This is a genomic window from Rheinheimera texasensis (assembly GCF_964031785.1).
In the GTDB taxonomy this organism is placed as follows: Bacteria; Pseudomonadota; Gammaproteobacteria; order Enterobacterales; family Alteromonadaceae; genus Pararheinheimera; species Pararheinheimera texasensis_A.
This window is the reverse complement of the sequence record NZ_CAXIRE010000021.1, coordinates 265,235-284,462: the sequence shown is the minus strand read 5'-3', so window position 1 is coordinate 284,462 and position 19,228 is coordinate 265,235. Positions and strand designations below refer to the sequence as shown.

Here is a 19,228-nt window from a genome sequence, read left to right as displayed (position 1 = left end):
ATGGCGCCCTTATTATTTGGTGATGACTGACTTGTTAGAAACCGAGGCTTACTGTGAAGCTCGCCGTGCGGCCAGCGCCGATGTAATAAGCGCCTTCCTGACCACCAGACAGATATTCCTCGTCGGTCAGATTGTTCACCAGCAGTGATAAGTCCACATATTGGAACATCGCGTCCTGACTCAGCGTCTTCTGGTAGCCTAAAGACAAATCCAGCACGGTAGAGGCTGGCAGCTCATCTTTGTTACCACCCATTGCCGCGCCGTAATATTCCGCAGTATGACGGGCAGTCAGAGCGCCATTGTATTTATCTGTAGTAAAACGCGCGGATAGGGTCACAATAGTTTCCGGTGCGCCGGCCACCTGGTCATCCTTGAAGATGCCGCGTGGGTTCTTCACCGTCTGATTGCCTTCTTTGATGGAACCATTGATGGTTTGGTTATACACAGCGTCGTTTAATGTCAGGGCACCATATAATGACCAGACGTCGTTCAGCTGCCAGTTCAGGCTGGTTTCAACGCCTTTGGCATCGATGCCACCGACGTTGATGTAGGTGCCATCAAGCTCGTTCAGGTAATCGGGAGCGCCCTGATTGGCACCTGGCTGCAGGAAGGTGATACGGTTGTCAAAGGTGGTGCTGTACAGAGTCAGGTTTAACGACAGATTGTCGGCGTTATAGCGCAGACCAAAATCGATGTTGTCAGCCGTTTCAGCTTCAAGTTTGCTGAAATCCTGGCTGGTTTCCAGAATGGCATCACCAATGGCTTTAAAGTTCTGGCTAAAACCGGCAAAGGCTTCCAGCTCATCGGTCAGACGGTACACAGCGCCAGCCGACCACAACGGATCTGAGTCGCTGGATAAATCGCCGGCATTGCTGGTGATGATGTTGTCCTGACGCTCAACGTCGACATAAAACTGTTTCACACCGGCAGTCAGCGTTAAATCACCCAGCTCAATCGTATCCTGAGCAAACAGTTTCAGCGTGTCTGTGCTGTAGTCGCGGTCGTAATGCACCCAATAAGGTGTTTCATTGAAATAATGATAGATTTTGGTATCCAGTACCTGGTGCCAGTCACGGCTTTCATTACGGTCCTGTTGTTCATACCAAATCCCGGCGCGCAGCTGATGGTTGTCCAGCTGCATTTTCAGTTCAGAAGTGAGGCCGGCGCGGTCTTTTTCATAATGAGTATGACGGTATGACGCGACACGGGTGGCTTTGGATACATCAGCTTTCGGGTCCAGAATAGGCCGGCCCTGCGCATCGACGTGAGTGTAACGTTGCAGCTGGCCATTGCCGGTACCGCGGTTCACCCGTTTGCCGTCTTTGTCTGTGACATACACCTGATAAGGTGGCAGCCAGTCGCCGCGACCACTTTGTAAATGCAGGTAAGGCGTGACGGTTAAATCAGTTTCATCGGCCAGTTCCTGCTCCCATTTCACGTAACTGAAACTGTTTTCGCGCAGTGTCGACCAGGTTTCGGCGAAATTCTGATCAATCTCAGGATCGCCGGTCCATTGGCTGGTCAGGCGGTCCCAGGTCGGGTTTTGTTCAAAATCAGCCAGCGAGACGGTGTTGTAGTTGTCTTCTGCCGTGTCGTCATAGGAGAAACGCGCAGTGATTTTACTGTGTTCGAGTTCAGTCACTGACTTGGCTTCAAAATGCGTGCGCTCGGCAAAACCATTGCTGCCAGTGCCAATCCAGCGGTTGTTAAAGCCGTCTGACAAGCTGAAATAGGCCGTGGTGTTGCCAAACAGCTGGCCCGTGTCATAACGGGTGTAATATTTACGTGCGTTGTGGTCGCCGCCGGTAAAACCAGCACGTACGCCGGCTTCAGCTTCCGGTGCTGCTGAGACAAAGTTCAGCGTGCCGCCGAGCGCATCTAAAGACGCCGACGCGATATCAGCAGTGCCTTGTGCCACTTCAACCGATGCAGTGTTTTCAGTATCTAAATAGCGGTTGGCTTTGCTGCCGCCGCCATAAGCTGAACCACCGTTTGGCAGGCCATCAATAGTGATACCGAGCTGTTGTTCGTTCAAATTGACGTTAAAACCGCGCATCGAGATGGTTGTGGACCAGTCATCTGCACCAAAAGCATCGCCCTGGCCAACACTGACGCCTGGCAGATATTTAATGGCATCCAGCACGTTGCCGGCTGGCGAAACCGTGTCCAGCATAGCTTCATCGGTACTGTTATTGGCGTAAGCAATGCGTTGGCCAGTGACGGCGATTTTTTCGATAGCGGCTTCAGCGCTGGCATCTGCTGCGGCGCTGGTTTCTGCTAAGGCAAAACTAGGGCCCGTGGTAAAAAAGGTGCTGGTCAAAGCCAGGCTGATCAGTGATTTGCGAAACTGCACGATATTCTCCGTATTGTTATAAAATCGCGGATATTCTCTGCAGCTTCAATGACGTTGGTGTGAAGTCACAGTGACAAAACTGCGACTTCGTTGTGACGGAATTACGACAATGCTAGTTTTTTTCGCCAAATGGCCGAAGCAAAAAGTTGCCTTGGGCCAGGTCCTCGGCCAGTTCAAACGAACGCTCGGTGACTTCCTGCCAATAAGCGATACGGACCGGGTCGGGGAGTTTACTAAAGTCGGTCCGGTCCGGAATTTTGCCAAACGGCAGGCTGGCCACCCATTCAGGTGTCGGGCATAGCATCGCGACCTGCTGAAAATCTTTGGCTTTGGCCCGGCGCCATGGCAGTGATTTATCAAACCAGCCTGGACTTGCGTGTGGATAAAAGTGCGGGAACAACACCAGGCCTGATGTCTGAAATGGCCAGGCGAAGTGGTAATCGGTCAGGCCGCCATCGATAAATTGGCCCGGGAGCATGCCGGCAATTTCAGTCACCGGGTCCAGCACCAACGGAATAGAACCTGAAGCCAGCAGCGCAGTTTGCAGGTTCGCGCTGGTCAGCACCTGGCGGACTGTCGGCAGGTCCACCGGCGCTGTCACGCTACTGTCTTTTTGCGCAAACAGTACACGCTGGTAAAACCGGCCAAGCCAGGGGCGATGCAGCAGATTCAGTGCCGCTGTGCCACTGATTTGACCAAGCTGACCAAACCGGCTTTGCGTCAAAGGCCGGCCTTTTTTCTGCGCCACGATAAAATTCAGGCGAAAGGTCGCATTACTGACCACTTGCGTCACATGCGTCGCATTGGGGAAAACTGCATCCAATACAGTTTTGGAAATGGCGGTTACTTCGCTGGTTGGCGCTTTGGCCGGATAACACAAAGTGCGGTAAGCATCACAAAAGCGCCGGGAGGCGTCAGCACCATCATGTTGCGCATAACAGGCAAAACGCCAGGCGCCGGCAGAGCTTCCCAATAATTCCAACGGTTGCTGGCGGTCTTTAAAGAATGTGCTGAGCAGGTATTGGTCCAGGCCAAACAGACTAAACCACTTGGGACCACCGCTGGCGCCGACCAGCATGTCGATGTCCTGTGCACGTAAACCGTCGCGCTGGATCCGGGCATAAGCGTTGGCGCCGGCGAATAATTGCAGTCGAGGGTGCGTCAACTGATGCCTCCGTATAAACGCTGCATCATCCGGCTGGCGTATTCGTCGGTCATGCCGGCGATATAGTCGCAGACCACGCGTTCGCCACGTTGTTGCGCCGCCAATAAACGCCAACGCTGACGGGTGTTGGCTGGCAACAACCGTTCCGGTTCTGCCGCGAAGGCGTCAAACAATGCCTGCACTGTGCGCTGACCGCGAAATTCGTTTTGCTGCAATTCCGGATGTCGGATCACATAGTGATAAATGAAGTTTTTTAACAGCTGTAGCATTTGATGTTCGGCCTGTGGCAATACTGCGTTGTAGCGCAGCAGTGGCTCAGTCACTTCAGGCAGCACATCGGCAAGCTGTATCGAAGTGATCAGCCGGTTTACCAGACTGCCAATAGCCGTTTTACGAATATGGTGTTCGCTGCGAAACAGTTGGGTGCCGATGAGCCGCAGGAAAGTCAGATCTGCGTTATCGAGGGCCGCATCCTGCAGTGTCTGTTGCCATTGCTCAGCACTGACGGTGCCGGTGACCACGGCATCTTCAAGGTCATGCACACCGTAGGCGATATCATCAGCCAGCTCCATAATGGATGCATCCAGCGACTTGTAGCAGGAGCGCGGTACATTGCCGGCGTTTATCTGACGCTGAAAAATCTCCCGATCGGCACCAGACAGAGGTGCTAACACCCAGTCCAGCAATGCAGCGTCTTCGCGGTAAATGGCTTTGATTGGCTTGCAGAGCCCCTCTGGCATGACTTCCGGTTGCAACACCGGATACTTCAGCAGGCCGAGCAGCGTGCGCCGGCACAAATCCATACCACCGCTTTCGGTATAAGGTTCCAATTTTCCGACGATACGAAACGTCTGGCCATTGCCTTCAAAACCACCAAAAGCGCGCATTTTATCGTTAAGCGCCGTCTCGCCGCCGTGGCCATAAGGCGGATGTCCTAAATCATGGGCGAGGCAAAGCGATTCCATTAGCGCTTCGTCAGGTAACAAATCAGCAGATACTGCGGGCAGCAAGACTTTCGTACGTAACTGAGCCACTAAAGCGGTGCCGATTTGGGCTGCTTCCAGCGAGTGTGTCAGGCGGGTGCGGTAAAAATCGTTTTGACCGATGCTCATAATCTGAGTTTTTGCCTGCAGGCGACGAAAGGCTGCACTATGCAGAATGCGGGCTTTATCGCGTTGATAGGGTGAACGATGGTCGCCCGGTCTTTCGCCCTGACTGGATAAATGTCGTGCGGTCCAGATGTCCATATACTTCTCCTGTGCTGATTTCCCTATCTTACTGAAATTGTTGGATAACTGCGACATTGCTCTAATGGTAAAAATAGCTGGACATGCATACAGTGTATGCTGTATAAAATAACAGTAGATGAGAAATGATTCACCTTCAGGAGCTAATCATGCCAGTTGTCATTCAATACGTAGTAGAACGTGATGGAGAAGCCAAGATGACTTTTGCCAGCAAACAGCAAGCGGATGCTTATGACAAAATGCTCGACCTTGCGGAAATGATGCAAGAGATTATCGGCCGCAGTGACTTACTCGGCGAAGCCCAGACTGAAGCTTTATCGTTATATCTGGCACAGCAAAAAGATGAATTGTTGCTGGCGTTACAGGGCAAGACGAAAGCGGTAAAAAAATCGAAAGAGGAGCAGGGCGTTGAGCCAGAGCAGAGTACAGATGAGGCCGAGCCTGTTGCTGAGTTAGCCGAGGCGGCCTGAGCCGCCAGTGCTTGTGGCTCGTCGCCTGGGCTTAAGCGCTTGATAGTCGACTGATGAGATTAGGCACTTGCGACTAGCCTGCTTCTACTCACTTGCCTGATGTCAGCCGCTTAAGCTCGTCCTGTAGCTGTTGTAATTTGTGTTTCAGCGCCAACGTTTCAGCAGCATTATCGGTTTGGCTCAACTTACGGCTGGTTGCTGCAATATCTTGTTGGAGTTGCAGAACTTTCAGGCCAGGACTGCTTGCAAGGCTTTGTTGTTCGGCTGCCAGTTCTGCAGCTAAGTCGTCATCCGGAGCGTTGTCGCTCGTTGTTTGTGTAGTGGCGGCGGCTTCCGTTAGCGTGGCTATTTCCGACAGTTTTGCCGCTGCGCTTTGCTTTTGCTGTTGCGCGGCTGTTGCGACTTCTTTTACGTCTGTGGTAACAGCGCCAGCACCGCTAATACTGGCAGAAACTTGTGAAGTCAATGCAGCCTGTGCTGCTGCATGGTCTGTCGTGACCGGCAGCACAGCGTTTTTAATCTCGGAGCTAACGGCCGCTGGTTCTGCAGATGGGAGCAGCTGCTTCACTTGATCTTTGGTCTGTTGCAGTTGTTGTTCGCTTTGCTGCTGCAGCTGTTTGATGGGTTGTTGCAGCGCCGACTCGTTTTGTTGTTGTAATTGCTGCACTTGTTGCTGTGCTGCTTTTACCGGTTGTGCCACAGTCGCTTTGGCTTGTTCTTTTACTTGCCCGACTTGTTGCTCAAGCTGGTCTTTCACCTGATGTACCGGGGACAATACTTGCGCCGCAACTGCCTGTTGTGTTTGTTGTATCTGAGTTTCGGTTTGCTGTTTCAGGTTTTTCAGCTGCTCCACTTTGGCTGCAACCGGCGCTATAGCTGCTGGTACCGGCACAGTGTCAGTGATTTGTTGTTTTGCTCGCTCGAGTGCCTGTTGTTTTAATTTAGTCGGATCTGTGTAATCGCTGAGCTCGGCCGGCCAGGCTGGTACTTGCTCAGCGATTTCGCTATTGAGTTTTTCGGCAAAAATTTGTGGGGCGCCACCGCTTACCAGTAAAACAGCCATTTGGTTGGTTTCAGAGTTCCAGACAAAACCAGCTTTTTCCGCCAGCTCTGGCACTGGTGTGTATTTAGACACAACATAAAACAGCGGGCCTTCCTGCTGTATTTTGTCAGCGGTCTCCAATAACTGGACTGCACCGGCGTAATGGCTGCCAAGTAAAGGCTCCAGCCGTGATTGTATCAACGGTTGCTTAAATAAATTGGCTTCTTTTGGATCAAGACCCACCATCGGCTTGAGTAACGCCCACATGAGCTGGCCTTGTGGTGCCAATAACATGGCTGGAGCGACGCACTGTGTCAGGAACAGCGCACTGCAAAGCACCAAAATGGCACGGAATGAGGTGTTTAAGTTCAATGTGCGTCTCCGGGTCTGGTCTGCGCATCCGCCAGCTGTTGTTTTTTACTGAGCTCGCGGCGCTCTTTGATTTGTTCTATGGATTTGGCAGCTGAATGATACAGCAACGTCAGAGGCCCCATTTTTAATAAATGGCCGCGCACAAACCAAAAAAAGTGCGCAGGGCGATGCCAGACGCTGGTATGGTCCAACAGATGTGTTAATAAGAACTGCATTTGCCAGCTCCGGTAGCGGCTTGCTGCCGGAGCAAGCTCCCCGGCTTCAGCAGGCAATTGGATCGCAAAAACCTGTTGTAAGGTTGACAGCGCATAAAAAACTGCAGCCTGCGCATTGGATTGTTGTGCCGCAGTGACAAGGTCACTGAAAGGTTGCCGCGTTATCACCTCTTGATACAACAGATATAAATCGACCAAATCTTTCACCAGTTTGTGAGTTTCATCCTGATAAAACAAATGGACGGAAGCATGCATAAACAGATGAGCAGGGGATGGCACCGAAAACGCGCTATCAGTTAGCCGAACCGCTTGTTCGATGATAGGCTCAACTCTAATGTTCTCGCGGGACGACACTGGAAAAATATGGTGGTGTAAATCGATATTGGCGCCTCTGAGGAAATGAGTCAGCGGCGGATGTTGGTGCGTCCAGCGCAAGTAATAACGCCGGTCATAAGCCGACATACTAAATTCAAGGTAACCTGCGTTTTTTAGTTTTTCCAGCGCTTGCGCAAAATGGCTGTCCGGTACTAACAAATCGATATCGGAGAATACCCGGCCACGCGCGAGGGCATAACCATCGACCCGATAAGCTACGCCTTTTACCAGTAATGCCGGAATAGCTGAGTCGGCGAAGACTTTTTCCAGCTCAATCAACTCGTTAAGCAAAGTGATTTTTTGCTTTTCCGCGTAATGATAACCAGAGACTATGTGATTTTGCACTGCAGCAGGGATCCGCGACCAGACGTCGTGATCACGGGCTAGAAAATAACAACTTCCCAACAATGCATATTGCCTGGCTTCATCAATAAAAGCTGTCCACTGTTGTGTCGTAGCGTTTTGGCAGTAATGCTCAGGGGCACGGACAAAGGCAATACATTCACTCTTCATTTAACAGTGCCTCAATCTCATCAATTGCCAGCTGACCATCGTTATATTCAAAGCAATAACCTTCCACAGCACTGCTAAGCCGACACAAGGTGTCAAAGCCTGTTTGTCCCATCACGCTATAGTTGAAGCTGTTGACCGCTAACTGCATAAACAAATGCGACTGTGTTAAGGCGTACCCAGACAGTCCTTGCGCTGCAGCATTAAATTTGGGAAAAATCACCAATCGCGGGCGTGCTGAAACTTCACGCTGTTGCCAGCTGTTGGCTGTCGGTTGCAGATAGGCCATGGTGCCTTTATGGGTTTTTTCAGTTTTTTGATACAGCTGAACGTCCGGAAACAAGCGGTTAATAACGGCTAATGAGTTGTTTTTCAAACTGAGCGGGCGTACGCAAGGCACAATGTCACCACTCAGTGGGTCTACCATACAATGTTCGTCGGACAATAACCGCCAGCCTTGTAGCATCATCATGGCGCAAAGCGTGCTTTTACCTGAGCCGGGTGGCGCTGGCAGGATCACTGCAGCACCGTTTTTCTCTAACACTGCTGCATGAATACACAGAAACCGGCTTTGGTAGGTGGCTACACACCAGTTCAGACCCCATTCGAACATCGGCACTGCCTGCGCCGGGTCCGCATAGCGGAAATGCTGATTGCCGAGTTGAAATGCCATACTACCGCCGGGTTGCCAGCTCCGGCTTTTATAACTGACCTTAAAGTCATAAATAGAGTTCAGCGCATTGCTGTTCAGGATCTCCGGGGAATAGAGTTCGCTGAGCTGGTGATATAAGTGGCTTGAGCTGGTGTTGATTAGAAATTTAAATGGAGCAAGTTCGAGCGCGAATGATCTGGTCATATCAAAGTTGACTCTGTCTCTCCTGACGGAATAGCCGCGTCGGCTGTTTTAACATCCGTGGTGTGGTTCCAGCGATTAAAAATGATTTTGTCGGTGTTGTCCAGACAATCAAAAACAACCAAAGCACTAACGGATTCTGGCTCGAACCCGAGTAGTGCTTTTACGTAGTGCGGAACTGATTTCAAAATCAGAGCGGAGACATATACAACTTGAACAGGCTATGCAGGTCTTTCAGTCGGCCTTCAGACTTGGCAGTCCAGTAGGCGTTAATTAATTCCTGCGGTTCAGGGAAACATTTGTCACTACCGTAGCGAGAAGTATATTCTGGGTGACGTTCCCAGATCGCACCAATGATTGCAGCCATTGCATATTTTTCAGCGCATTCTGCACCCTTGAGGATTGCACCGACTTTGCCAACCATGCCTGGACACAATTTAGAAGCGTCAGTGTCACCTTTCACTAATACGCTGCTGTGGTTTGCTGGCATCCGTGAGCTGTTTTTGTTGTAGTTAACTGGTGCTGTTGTTACCCACTGCTTGTTAGAGGCAAGAGTAGAGGTTGGGCTGTTAGTGACAACCACAGCAGATGAACCTTTCTTAACCTGATTCCACCAGCTGTTGAAACTGTACATATCACACGAAAGCTTAGTGTAACGGTAATAGTTCTTACCTGACTGGCGCTTAGATTCAACAGTACAAAGCGTCGTCCAGTAAGTTGACAACAACCAGTCTTCAAAGTCTGCGTTAAAAGCAGAGATGATTTGAGAGACACTAGACCATTGTGGCCGCTGATAACTGGTCTTGCTGGTTTCAGATGTTGCAGATGCAACAGCAGAACCCGAGTTACTCAGGCTTGTCTCACCAGGGGTGCAGTTTAATTCGACACATCCCCAAGCCTTGCCGCTTTTCAGTGATAACACTGCCGGGACAGAAACTGCGCTAGCCTGTAACAAAAACTTGCGGCGCGATAATGCTTTTTGCGCACTGCGCTCAGGCTGCTGATCCATTTGAGCTTGTTGAGCTTCGTTCTGCTGATTCATCGTAATACCTCGAAATCCGATTCATTTGTGATTAGCAAAAAGCCTGCCACAATTGCAAGTTGTTGTTTCTATTAAAATAATCAGCTGCGCCAGAAAGGCCGGTTCGCTAACCGTAAAGAATTCTGACATGTATTATTTTACATTCGTAACAGTGTGTATTCTACACGGCAAAAAATTGCCTGACCACTGCTGATTGAGAACAATCAGCAGTATTAAATGTTACTGATATAACTGAATAATTGTTTGAGTAATCCCATTGCTTTGGCATCGTCTTGCTTAAGCTCAGCACAGGACTCCAGCTGTAAAACAAAATCGTCTAATGTTCTCGCGGGTTGCTCGACACCAAACTGCAGTTGATCTTTGCAGTAGCGTTGCCACTGCGCCAGTTCGGTATGAGTTAGTGATTCCGGATAATTGCGCGCGCGAAAACGGAACATCAGCTGATTTAATCTGTCGTCCTGAAATACCGGAGGCGCAACAGCCAGTTGTTGTGGTGATAACTGATGGACTTGCGGTATTAGTCGCCGGTCATGGTCGGAGATAAAGCCCTGATACAGGCTGAAGTCCGGGTTGTGTGTGGTTTGAGCCGGTTCTGACTGCTGGTATATTTCCAGCAACAGTGCACTTACCACCGCTTTATGATTTCGCAAAATTTCCAGATGACGCAGACAGTCCGCTCTGTTAATTCCAAGCTCTGATGCACGTTCAGCTGATAGTGTTTTGGCAGGCGCGAGCACCGGGCATTTGTTCAGATGCACCAATTTAATGGCCGGCCGCACCTCGTCTTCAGCCAAATCGCTGGCTTTGGCGTATAGTCGGCGGCGTAACTCTGTTGCATCCAGAGACAACAGAAAACTCGGGTCCTGCTGCAGATTAAAACAAATCACCGCGTTTTTATTGGTCGGATGATAAGCGATAGGTACAATCCAGCTACAACAGCCCTGGATGGCCGGGAACCGCGAAGAGACATGGGTTAACGGCGTGAGTCCGGCAACATCAATCAGCGCACTGAGCTGGTTTTTCTGCCGGTGCTGGTACAGATAGTCAAACAACCTCGGCTGTGCTTTTCGGATTAACCCTGCAAGCGCAATAGTGGCATACACATCGCTGCTGGCGTCATGCGCCTGCAGATGTTCTATCTGATTGGCTTTGGATAAATCTTCCAGCCGGAAACTCGGGCTGCCGTCATCCCGCAAAGGCCATTGAATGCCTTCAGGGCGCAGCGCATAGCAGGCTCTGACGACATCAATCAGATCCCATCGGCTATTGCCGTTTTGCCATTCGCGCGCATAGGGATCGATATAATTGCGAAATAAACTGTGGCGCACCATTTCGTCGTCGAAGCGGATGTTGTTATAGCCAACTACACAAGTGCCGGGTTCTGCCAGTTTTTGGTGCAACTGCCGGATAAAATCGACTTCGCGCAGACCATGCTGCTGGCATTTTTGCGGGGTGATACCGGTGATGAGCACAGCTTCAGGCGCTGGTAAATAGTCCGGCGCTAACTGGCAGTAAGCCATATCCGCCGGTGCTGTGGCCTGCAACTCCAGATCGGTTCTGACACCGGCAAATTGGGCAATGCGGTCTTTTTTCGGGTCAGCGCCCCAAGTTTCAAGATCATAAAAATAAAAAGATGCAGCGCTCAATCCAGCTTCCTTTTGCTATCTACGGGTCACAAAAAGCCGCAGTATAAGTCAAAGGCGCAGGCTTAAGAAGCGCTAACTTTCTGCTATGCTGGCGCCTCGCCGCTGTAGGCATCAAACATAAGTTGTGAGGTTGTTTGTGCTATTTGTCCGACTTTTCTGCATGTTTTCCCTGATGGTATTTCCTTTTGTTGTTCAGGCCGCGCCGGCTGATTTTGATGTCGCCAAGCGCATCGCGCAAAAGATTTATAGTGACGAGCCGACTGATTTTTACTGCAATTGCCCGATCCGTTGGGTCGGCGGCAAAGGTCAACTTGATTTGCGCAGTTGTGGTTATCAGGTGCGCAAAAATGGCCCACGGGCACAACGGGTTGAGTGGGAGCATGTAGTGCCAGCGCAGCAATTCGGTTCGGGCAGGGCATGCTGGCAACAAGGTGGTCGTGAACAATGCGGCGACCAGGACCAGACATTTCGTCGTATGGAAGCCGATTTATTTAATTTAAGACCGGCTTTGGGTGAAGTGAATGGCGACAGGGCGCATTTTCGTTTTGCTGAATTACCGGATACACCACCACAACATGGTGCCTGTCCGGTACGCATCGATTTTAAACGCCAGTTAGCACAGCCTCGCCCTGAGATCCGTGGCGATATTGCCCGTATCTATTTTTATATGGCGGATCGTTATCAGTTGCAGTTATCTGCTGCAGAACAACAGTTGTTCCTGCGCTGGCATCAGCAAGACCCGGTTGACGACAGGGAACTTGCGTTAATGCGCCGCACTGCTCAACAAATGGGGCATCAGAACGAATTTGTCAGCGGCAACAAGCGCTGGTACCCGGGTTATCTGTCGCATCAGACAACGCTGAATAGCACTGCGGCTGGCCTGCCACCCGAGCCCAAAGCAAAAACCATAACCAGCCAATCGCCGGTGCGTGGCAATAAAAACAGCAAAAAGTATCGTTTCAGCCATTGCAGTGGTTATGCGCTGATCAAAGCAGCAAATCAGCGAGAGTTTGCCAATGTGCAGGCGGCAGAGGCGGCCGGATTTCAGTTAGCCGGGAATTGTCAAACACAGCAGCGCTGATGGCTGCTGTGTGCTTAAAAACCAAAGCTTATGCTTGTAACAGGCTCTGATAAAGTTGGTCTTTTAACTGCAGACGCAATTTTTTGCGCTCTTCCAGATAGTCAGATGCAGCGGTTTCGGCGCCTTGCTCCAGCCGGTACACTTCATGGTCAATATCATGATATTGCGCAAACAGGCGTGCAAAATGGTGGTCACTGGTTTTCAACTGGTGAATTTTCTCGCGATACTCAGGGAATTCGTGGACTAAATCATGTTTTTCCAGGCTCATGCCATCTTCCTTCTGTGACGAATAAACTGACGACATCCTAATCAGGCTTGGGCACTCTGCTTTTGATCTGGCGCAAGCTATGGTGATTTGGTCCCACACGCTGGTCACAGCGGGGCGTACTGACGTATCGTAGGTTTAAAATTCAACGGAGCCCTTACTTATGAAACTGCAATTAGCTGTGGTTGTTGCGTTAAATCTTCTCTTTTTGTCACAGGCTAAGGCCGCGCCTGTGCCATTTGGCATTGTGATCCACGGTGGTGCCGGTACTATTTCACGCGACAGTATGACGCCGGTACAACAACAAGCTTATGAAACGACGCTAAAACATGCGGTGGATAGCGGTTATCAAGTGCTGGCGAATGGCGGTAGCAGTCTGGATGCGGTGAGCGCTGCCGTGGTGATCCTGGAAGATTCGCCGTTGTTTAATGCCGGCAAAGGCGCTGTGTACACATACGACGGTAAACACGAGCTGGATGCGGCGATTATGCGCGGCGATAACAGAGGAGCGGGTGCAGTAGCCGGTGTTACCACAGTGAAAAACCCGATTAAGCTGGCCCGTGCCGTGATGGAGCGTTCTGAACATGTGTTATTGGCAGGACAAGGCGCGGAGCTGTTTGCCAAAGAGCAGCAATTGGAGCTGGTGAAAAATAACTATTTTGATACGGAATTCCGCTATCAGGCGTTGCAAAAAGCACTAAAAGCTTTAAGCAAAACCCCACATCAGGCACAGCTGCGTTTAAGCCCGGCTTTTCCGCTGGAGTGGAATGTTGGTACTGTCGGTGCCGTCGCCATTGATCAACAAGGGCTATTGGCTGCTGCAACGTCAACCGGCGGTATGACCGCAAAACGCTATGGCCGGATTGGTGATGCGCCGCTGATTGGAGCCGGTACTTTTGCCGACAATCAAAGCTGCGCGGTGTCGGCGACTGGCCATGGTGAGTTTTTTATTCGTTATCAGGTCGCCGGTGATATCTGCGCCCGCGTACGTTATCAGGGTAAATCGGCGTCAGTTGCAGCGGATGAAGTGATGCAGGAACTGAAAACTGTCGGCGGCCTTGGCGGTGTGATTGTGGTCGATAACAAAGGCGGTCTGAGTTGGCACTTAAATTCAGAGGGCATGTATCGCGCCAAACGTCAGCAAGGCAAAGCAGCTGAAGTTGCCATTTTTAAAGATTGATCTGCAGCAAAGCAAGCCGCCGATTTTGCACTAAGCTTGGGTGAAGGAGCCTGTGGGTTCCTGCTATTTCAGGGTGTAAAATCTGGAGGAAATGCATGAACTTATTAAAAGTGTCTGATCATATGAACCACCATCCGGTGACTTTTAATCAGGATATGACACTGGAAGCTGCAGTGGACCGTTTGACCGACGTGGCACAGTTAGGTGGGCCCGTAGTCGATGCCAACCACAAAGTGGTGGGGTTTTTATCGGAGCAGGATTGTCTGGCCCGGATGTTATTAAGCTCTTACCATGACGAAGGCCTTGCTTATGTGCGTGATCTGATGCGCAAAGATGTGCTGACCGTGCACATGCACAGCGGCATTATTGAGCTTGCCCAGCTGATGTTAGGGGCCAAACCAAAAATTTATCCGGTGGTCGATGACAATGGTGTGTTGCAGGGCGTGATTAGCCGGACTGACGTGCTGCGGGCCATTGATCAGGAATTACATTCTCACTATCGCAAAGTCAGCTGACTGCTGCGATTTCCCGAAGCGCCGGCGCTGCCGGCTCCTTATTCTTTGTGCTAGCATAGCCGCCTTGTTGTTGTGGGGGCTGTGTTTTGTCTGATTTATCGTCTGCTGTTGAATTGTTACCACTGCGTGCTTTACAGGATGCAGTGACTTTTTGTTTGCTTAAAGATCAATTCCGTCTGCGCCGGCTCTGCCGCGACCTGCAGGCAAAACCTGATCAGAAAAAACAGCTGCAACTGCAGGCCGACATTCTGGCATCTCAATCCATCCGCCAACAGCGCGCACAGGCGATGCCGCGGATCACTTATCCGGGCGAATTACCGGTGGTGGGCCGTAAAGACGATATTAAAGCCGCCATTGCGGCCCATCAGGTAGTGATTATCGCCGGCGAGACCGGTTCGGGTAAAACCACCCAAATTCCGAAGATTTGTTTAGAACTGGGCCGTGGTGTCGCTGGCCTGATTGGCCATACCCAGCCACGGCGGCTGGCAGCGCGTAGTGTCGGTCAGCGTCTTGCCGATGAGCTTTCTGTACCGCTTGGGCAGCAGGTCGGTTACAAAGTGCGCTTCGGCGACCATACCGGCGCCATTACGCTGGTTAAACTGATGACCGACGGTATTCTGCTGGCTGAAATTCAGCAGGATAAGTTTCTCAATCAATACGACACTATCATCATCGATGAGGCACACGAGCGTAGCCTCAACATTGACTTTTTACTCGGTTATTTTAAGCAAATTCTGCCCAAAAGACCGGATCTGAAACTGATTATTACTTCAGCAACCATTGATCCCGAACGCTTTTCCCGCCATTTCTCTAACGCACCGATGCTGGAAGTCTCAGGCCGCACTTATCCTGTTGAAGTGCGTTACCGGGCCGCCAGTGAAAATGAAGACAAAGACGCCGACCAGTTACAGGCGATTTTTGATGCGGTGGAAGAGCTATATCGCGAACCGCCGGGCGACATTCTGATTTTCTTAAACGGTGAACGGGAAATTCGTGATACGGCCGATGCGCTGGAAAAACTGAAACTGCCACATACCGAAATCCTGCCGTTGTACGCGCGCTTAAGTGCTGCCGAGCAAAACCGCATTTTTCAGAGCCATCCTGGCCGGCGCATTGTGTTGTCGACCAACGTGGCCGAAACTTCATTAACAGTGCCGGGCATCCGATATGTAATAGACCCCGGCACGGCGCGTATTTCGCGTTATAGCTATCGGTCGAAAGTGCAGCAATTACCGATTGAAGCTATCAGCCAGGCCAGCGCCAATCAGCGTAAAGGCCGCTGTGGCCGGGTCGCGGCCGGTATCTGTATTCGTCTGTACAGCGAAGATGATTTTAATAACCGTGATGCTTTTACCGATCCGGAGATTTTACGTACCAATTTAGCCTCGGTCATTTTGCAAATGCTGGCGCTGGGCCTGGGTGACATTCAGCAATTCCCGTTTTTGCAAAAGCCGGACAGCCGGTTTATTAACGACGGCGTTCGTTTGCTGGATGAATTGGGGGCGCTGAAAACTGAACGTAAAGCTGGCTTACAGCTGACGACTTTAGGCCGGCAATTAAGCCGTTTGCCGATAGACCCACGCTTAGCCCGAATGGTGCTGGCTGCAGCCGAACGCAATGCTTTGGATGAGTTGTTGGTGATCACCGCGGCCTTATCCATTCAGGACCCGCGTGAACGGCCATTGGACAAAAAACAAAAAGCTGACGAACTCCATGGCCGTTTTGCCGATCCAGATTCCGACTTCGCCAGCTGGCTGAAACTCTGGCGCTACTTGCAGGAACAGCAGGACAGCCAGAGTAATAATCAGTTCCGCCGTTTATGCAAACAGGAACTGCTAAACTATCTGCGTGTGCGGGAATGGCAGGATTTGTATGCGCAGCTGTCCCAAGTGGCCGACGAACTGGGCCTGAGTAAAAACACCACTGCAGCAGATTATCAGTCGGTCCACACCGCCATTCTGACCGGTTTACTGGGCCAAATCGGCAGCAAAGACAGTGAAGCGGATTATCTCGGCGCGCGGCAAAGCCGGTTTTATGTGTTCCCCGGCAGTCATTTATTCAAACGTAAACCCAAGTGGGTGATGACCGCTGAGCTGGTCGAGACCAGTAAGTTGTACGCCCGTACCGTCGCGAAAATTGAACCTGAATGGGTCGAACCGCTGGCGCAGCATCTGGTCAGCCGCAGCTACAGTGAACCACATTGGGAGAAAAAACGCGGCGCAGTCATCGCCTTTGAGCAGGTGACTTTGTATGGGCTGATTATCGTCGGCAAACGCGCAGTGCAATACAGCAAAATCGAGCCGGAGCTGTGCCACAAAATTTTTATCCGCGAAGCGCTGGTGAATCAGGAGCTTGGCTTAAATGAACCTTTCCTGGCGCACAACGCCCGGCTGATTGACGCGGTCACTGATTTGGAAGATAAATCCCGCCGGCGTGACATTCTGGTCGACGAAGAAACGCTGGTGGCTTTTTATGCCGAAAAAGTACCGGTGCACGCCAATAACCGCATTGATTTCCAGACCTGGTGGAAAAAGCAGAAACAACAAGACGCCAGCTACCTGAATTTTGACCCGGAGATGCTAAAGCGCCACGAAGCCGGGCATATTACCGACGACAGTTACCCGGAATTCTGGCGTCAGGGTAATTTGCGTCTGCCACTGGAATACCATTTTTCGCCTGGTGCGCCGGACGATGGCGTCAGTTTGTGTATTCCGTTGGCGCTGCTGAATCAGGTGGAAGAACAAGGCTTTGACTGGCTTATTCCGGGGCTGCGCCATGAATTGTTAGTGGCGCTGATTAAATGCCTGCCTAAAATGTACCGACGTAATTTTGTGCCGGCACCAAATTATGCCGACGCTTTATTGCAATCGATCCAGCCCGACGACGGCTCGTTGTTAGCAGTAGTGGCGCAGCGCCTGAAGCGAATGAGTGGCGTGACTATTCCGGATGACGCCTGGGAGCTGACAGAGCTGCCGGCGCATTTAAAAATGAACTTTAAAGTCACGGACGACAAAGGTGCCGTCATCGCGCAGCATCGCTCGCTGGCGCTTTTGAAACTAAAGCTGCAGGGGCAGGTACAGGAAACCTTAAGTCAGGTCGCCGAAAAGGGCATAGAACAGCAGGAACTGACTGACTGGAGCTTCGGTGAGTTGCCACGCGAATATATCCGTATCCAGTCAGGCTATGAAATTAAAGCCTTCCCGGCTTTGGTTGACCAAAAAAACAGTGTGGCTATTCAATTACTGGACAGCCCGGAGCAGGCGGCGGCGCAGTCACGCCTGGGTTTACGTCGTTTAATGCTATTGAACCTGCCATCGCCGGTGAAATATCTGCAAGACCATTTGCCAAACAAAGCCAAACTGGGACTGTATTTTAACCCCTTTGGCAAAGTGCTGGAGCTGATTGACGACTGTATCGCCGCAGGGATTGATCACTTAATCAGCCAACAATCATGGCCGCACAATCAGCAGGAATTTTTGCAGCTGCGTGACTCGGTTCGCGCCGAGCTTGGTGATACTGTGCTTGCTGTGGCGCTGCAGGTGGAGCAAATTCTGACTGTTGGCCATGACATCAGCAAAAAATTGCGTGGCCGGATGGATCTGGCGCTGGCATATGCCAATGCCGATATCAAACAACAACTGGATGCCATGTTGTTTAAAGGTTTTGTCAGTGAATTTGGCGCAGGGAAGCTGGACGATATCAAACGATATTTGCTTGCCTTGCAGAAGCGATTGGAAAAACTGCCGGTAGATCCGCAGCGTGATCGGCTGCAAATGCATGAATATCAAAAAGCTGCTGATGCGTATCAGCAGCTACTCGGCAAGTACGCCGGTAAAGTGCAGCCTGAGCCGGTTCGGGAGATCCGCTGGATGCTGGAGGAATTAAAAGTCTCATTATTTGCTCAGCAACTGGGTACGCCATATCCAATCTCTGCCAAACGGGTGCTGCTGGCGGTACAGGAGCTCAGGTAGCTTGCTTGTCGGTTGACTGAATTTCAGCTACAACTTTTTCAGCAGCGCAAAAAAGGAAGTTGCAATGGATCAGGCAGTGGCGTGCGTCGGCACAAAAAAAGTTTTGTTGGTTGACGACGAGGCTTTTAATTTCGACTTATTAAGGCTGGCGTTGCCAGCGCCACATTATCAGCTCAGTTATGTTGCCCTGGGTCAGGCCGCACTGACGCAGATCCATGACGAAAAACCGGATTTGATTTTATTGGACATTCTGATGCCGGGGCTCACCGGCATCGACCTGTGCATTTTACTCAAACACAATCCGCTCACCGCAGATATTCCGGTGATTATGTTGTCCGGGCTGGACTCGCCGGCGGATGTCAGAGCTGCCACTGCGGCTGGGGCACTTGGGCTTATTGCTAAGCCTTTTTCTGCGCGGGATATCAGCTGGCAGATTGAACAGCTGGCCGGCTGGTGCTGACGCCGGGACTTTACAGGCCAGACTTTACAGGTCAGCTAGAAAGCTTTATAACAATTTGCTTCAGGTTATTTGAGAGTTGCCATGCTGAACCGAAACGATAAACGTAACTACTTCCGGATGATGGTGAACGCCGAAGTTCAGATGATGATTAACGACCCTGAGTCAGGACGGGTGTTCAGCGGTATTTGTCGTGATCTGAGTGCAACCGGCATGGCAGTAGAAGTGGATGAACCGCTGGAAATGGGCACCTTAATCCATTTGCGGCTTGAATCGAATAACAGCTCAGTAGTGCCGCTGGACGCGCATGCGAAAGTCGTGCGTTGCAGCCAGGAAGCCGAAGACTTGTATCAGCTGGGTCTGACTTTTATGGAACTGAACTGAGCACATTAATACAGAGCATCATGTTGTCCTGCTGCTGAATTTTTCGCCGGTCCGCCGCAAAGTGCGGATTGTCCCGTGACAGTGG

Annotated in this window: 16 protein-coding genes; 7 read left to right on the top strand and 9 right to left on the bottom strand. The window is 51.0% G+C overall.

What is annotated here, in order from left to right; genetic code table 11:
* Nucleotides 1-34: 34 nt before the first annotated feature.
* The 3 genes from ABNT34_RS12820 to ABNT34_RS12810 form a co-directional block, all read right to left on the bottom strand.
* Nucleotides 35-2,353: a TonB-dependent receptor gene (locus ABNT34_RS12820; protein WP_348732229.1), complete on the bottom strand. Its 2,319-nt coding sequence runs from the start codon at nucleotides 2,351-2,353 to the stop codon at nucleotides 35-37.
* Nucleotides 2,354-2,465: 112 nt separating this feature from the next.
* Nucleotides 2,466-3,518, bottom strand: coding sequence for a patatin-like phospholipase family protein (locus tag ABNT34_RS12815; RefSeq protein ID WP_348732227.1), 1,053 nt, complete (start codon nucleotides 3,516-3,518; stop codon nucleotides 2,466-2,468).
* Nucleotides 3,515-4,765, bottom strand: coding sequence for an anti-phage deoxyguanosine triphosphatase (locus tag ABNT34_RS12810; protein ID WP_348732225.1), 1,251 nt, complete (start codon nucleotides 4,763-4,765; stop codon nucleotides 3,515-3,517). Before ABNT34_RS12810 ends, ABNT34_RS12815 begins: the two co-directional genes overlap by 4 nt.
* A 149-nt stretch (nucleotides 4,766-4,914) precedes the next feature.
* Between ABNT34_RS12810 and ABNT34_RS12805 the strand changes: the two genes are divergently transcribed.
* Entirely contained in the window at nucleotides 4,915-5,235 is a 321-nt protein-coding gene (locus tag ABNT34_RS12805; RefSeq protein ID WP_348732223.1) for a YebG family protein, read from the top strand.
* 88 nt (nucleotides 5,236-5,323) lie between these two features.
* On the opposite strand, the gene ABNT34_RS12800 is transcribed toward ABNT34_RS12805, so the two are convergent.
* From ABNT34_RS12800 to sbcB, 5 genes are all read right to left on the bottom strand, one after another.
* A complete protein-coding gene (locus ABNT34_RS12800) occupies nucleotides 5,324-6,649 on the bottom strand; it encodes a hypothetical protein (RefSeq protein WP_348732221.1) in 1,326 nt (441 codons plus the stop codon).
* Nucleotides 6,646-7,752: a nucleotidyltransferase family protein gene (locus ABNT34_RS12795; RefSeq protein ID WP_348732219.1), complete on the bottom strand. Its 1,107-nt coding sequence runs from the start codon at nucleotides 7,750-7,752 to the stop codon at nucleotides 6,646-6,648. The genes ABNT34_RS12800 and ABNT34_RS12795 overlap by 4 nt, the downstream gene beginning before the upstream one ends.
* On the bottom strand, nucleotides 7,742-8,605 hold the full coding sequence (locus ABNT34_RS12790) for an HprK-related kinase A (protein ID WP_348732217.1): 864 nt from the start codon (nucleotides 8,603-8,605) through the stop codon (nucleotides 7,742-7,744). Before ABNT34_RS12790 ends, ABNT34_RS12795 begins: the two co-directional genes overlap by 11 nt.
* Before the next feature lie 187 nt (nucleotides 8,606-8,792).
* Entirely contained in the window at nucleotides 8,793-9,644 is an 852-nt protein-coding gene (locus tag ABNT34_RS12785) for a hypothetical protein (RefSeq protein ID WP_348732215.1), read from the bottom strand.
* Between the two features lie 212 nt (nucleotides 9,645-9,856).
* Nucleotides 9,857-11,290, bottom strand: coding sequence for an exodeoxyribonuclease I (gene sbcB / locus ABNT34_RS12780; protein ID WP_348732213.1), 1,434 nt, complete (start codon nucleotides 11,288-11,290; stop codon nucleotides 9,857-9,859).
* Nucleotides 11,291-11,462: 172 nt separating this feature from the next.
* Between sbcB and ABNT34_RS12775 the strand changes: the two genes are divergently transcribed.
* Nucleotides 11,463-12,371, top strand: coding sequence for an endonuclease (locus tag ABNT34_RS12775; RefSeq protein WP_348732211.1), 909 nt, complete (start codon nucleotides 11,463-11,465; stop codon nucleotides 12,369-12,371).
* A 28-nt stretch (nucleotides 12,372-12,399) separates the two neighbouring features.
* Here the strand turns inward: ABNT34_RS12775 and ABNT34_RS12770 are convergent, their stop codons facing one another.
* Nucleotides 12,400-12,639 (bottom strand): DUF465 domain-containing protein, encoded by a 240-nt coding sequence (locus ABNT34_RS12770; protein ID WP_348732209.1) that lies wholly within the window; start codon nucleotides 12,637-12,639, stop codon nucleotides 12,400-12,402.
* A 160-nt stretch (nucleotides 12,640-12,799) separates the two neighbouring features.
* On the opposite strand from ABNT34_RS12770, the gene ABNT34_RS12765 reads away from it, so the two are divergent.
* The 5 genes from ABNT34_RS12765 to ABNT34_RS12745 all read left to right on the top strand — a co-directional run bounded on the left by ABNT34_RS12765 (nucleotide 12,800) and on the right by ABNT34_RS12745 (nucleotide 19,143).
* On the top strand, nucleotides 12,800-13,816 hold the full coding sequence (locus tag ABNT34_RS12765) for an isoaspartyl peptidase/L-asparaginase (RefSeq protein ID WP_348732207.1): 1,017 nt from the start codon (nucleotides 12,800-12,802) through the stop codon (nucleotides 13,814-13,816).
* Between the two features lie 95 nt (nucleotides 13,817-13,911).
* Nucleotides 13,912-14,331: a CBS domain-containing protein gene (locus tag ABNT34_RS12760; RefSeq protein WP_348732205.1), complete on the top strand. Its 420-nt coding sequence runs from the start codon at nucleotides 13,912-13,914 to the stop codon at nucleotides 14,329-14,331.
* An 86-nt stretch (nucleotides 14,332-14,417) separates the two neighbouring features.
* Nucleotides 14,418-18,302, top strand: a complete 3,885-nt coding sequence (gene hrpA, locus ABNT34_RS12755; RefSeq protein WP_348732203.1) for an ATP-dependent RNA helicase HrpA — start codon at nucleotides 14,418-14,420, stop codon at nucleotides 18,300-18,302.
* A gap of 64 nt (nucleotides 18,303-18,366) precedes the next feature.
* Complete coding sequence (locus ABNT34_RS12750; protein WP_348732201.1) at nucleotides 18,367-18,762, top strand: response regulator; 396 nt, start codon at nucleotides 18,367-18,369, stop codon at nucleotides 18,760-18,762.
* An 81-nt stretch (nucleotides 18,763-18,843) separates the two neighbouring features.
* Nucleotides 18,844-19,143: a PilZ domain-containing protein gene (locus ABNT34_RS12745; protein ID WP_348732199.1), complete on the top strand. Its 300-nt coding sequence runs from the start codon at nucleotides 18,844-18,846 to the stop codon at nucleotides 19,141-19,143.
* The last annotated feature ends 85 nt before the right edge of the window (nucleotides 19,144-19,228 follow it).

What these genes read in the sequence shown, in the direction of transcription:
- ABNT34_RS12810 (WP_348732225.1), bottom strand. Translation starts at nt 4,765, where the DNA reads ATGGACATCTGGACCGCACGACATTTATCCAGTCAGGGCGAAAGACCG.
- ABNT34_RS12805 (WP_348732223.1), top strand. Translation starts at nt 4,915, where the DNA reads ATGCCAGTTGTCATTCAATACGTAGTAGAACGTGATGGAGAAGCCAAG.
- ABNT34_RS12795 (WP_348732219.1), bottom strand. Translation starts at nt 7,752, where the DNA reads ATGAAGAGTGAATGTATTGCCTTTGTCCGTGCCCCTGAGCATTACTGC.
- ABNT34_RS12790 (WP_348732217.1), bottom strand. Translation starts at nt 8,605, where the DNA reads ATGACCAGATCATTCGCGCTCGAACTTGCTCCATTTAAATTTCTAATC.
- ABNT34_RS12785 (WP_348732215.1), bottom strand. Translation starts at nt 9,644, where the DNA reads ATGAATCAGCAGAACGAAGCTCAACAAGCTCAAATGGATCAGCAGCCT.
- ABNT34_RS12775 (WP_348732211.1), top strand. Translation starts at nt 11,463, where the DNA reads ATGGTATTTCCTTTTGTTGTTCAGGCCGCGCCGGCTGATTTTGATGTC.
- ABNT34_RS12770 (WP_348732209.1), bottom strand. Translation starts at nt 12,639, where the DNA reads ATGAGCCTGGAAAAACATGATTTAGTCCACGAATTCCCTGAGTATCGC.
- ABNT34_RS12765 (WP_348732207.1), top strand. Translation starts at nt 12,800, where the DNA reads ATGAAACTGCAATTAGCTGTGGTTGTTGCGTTAAATCTTCTCTTTTTG.
- ABNT34_RS12760 (WP_348732205.1), top strand. Translation starts at nt 13,912, where the DNA reads ATGAACTTATTAAAAGTGTCTGATCATATGAACCACCATCCGGTGACT.
- ABNT34_RS12750 (WP_348732201.1), top strand. Translation starts at nt 18,367, where the DNA reads ATGGATCAGGCAGTGGCGTGCGTCGGCACAAAAAAAGTTTTGTTGGTT.
- ABNT34_RS12745 (WP_348732199.1), top strand. Translation starts at nt 18,844, where the DNA reads ATGCTGAACCGAAACGATAAACGTAACTACTTCCGGATGATGGTGAAC.